Origin of the sequence: Nocardia paucivorans NBRC 100373 (genome assembly GCF_000308675.1) — a bacterium.
In the GTDB taxonomy this organism is placed as follows: Bacteria; Actinomycetota; Actinomycetes; order Mycobacteriales; family Mycobacteriaceae; genus Nocardia; species Nocardia paucivorans.
The window spans coordinates 1-393 of record NZ_BAGE01000014.1; the positions used below are offsets into that span (position 1 = coordinate 1).

Consider the following 393-nt stretch of genomic DNA (forward strand, 5'->3'; position numbering starts at 1 on the left):
GGGCTACAACGTGCAGTACTGGGGCACCGTCGAACCGCAGAAGCGCGGCGCCCCCCACCTGCATTTGGCGATTCGGGGCGCGATCGGGCACAAGGTCATCCGCCAGGTCACCGAGGCCACCTACTTCCAAGCCTGGTGGCCGCACTTCGACCCGGAGAACGAGGTCTACGACGGTGAGCACATGCCGGTGTGGGATCACCGGACTGGCACGTTCGTCGACCCGGCCAGTGGGCGGCCGTTGACCGGGTTCGAGGACGCGCTCGACATCCTCGCCGAGGTCGACAACTGGGAGCCGGCGCATGTGGCGCGGTTCGGGGTACAGGTCGATTCCAAGGGCATCCTGGGTGGCACCGAGGAGGTCAACCGGCACATCGGGTACATGACCAAGTATTT

1 protein-coding gene is annotated in these 393 nt (G+C 65.6%); it reads left to right on the forward strand.

Annotated elements, in window-relative coordinates:
- The coding region (locus ON32_RS02585) for a replication initiator (protein WP_040788450.1) at positions 1–393 on the forward strand (393 nt) is incomplete at both ends.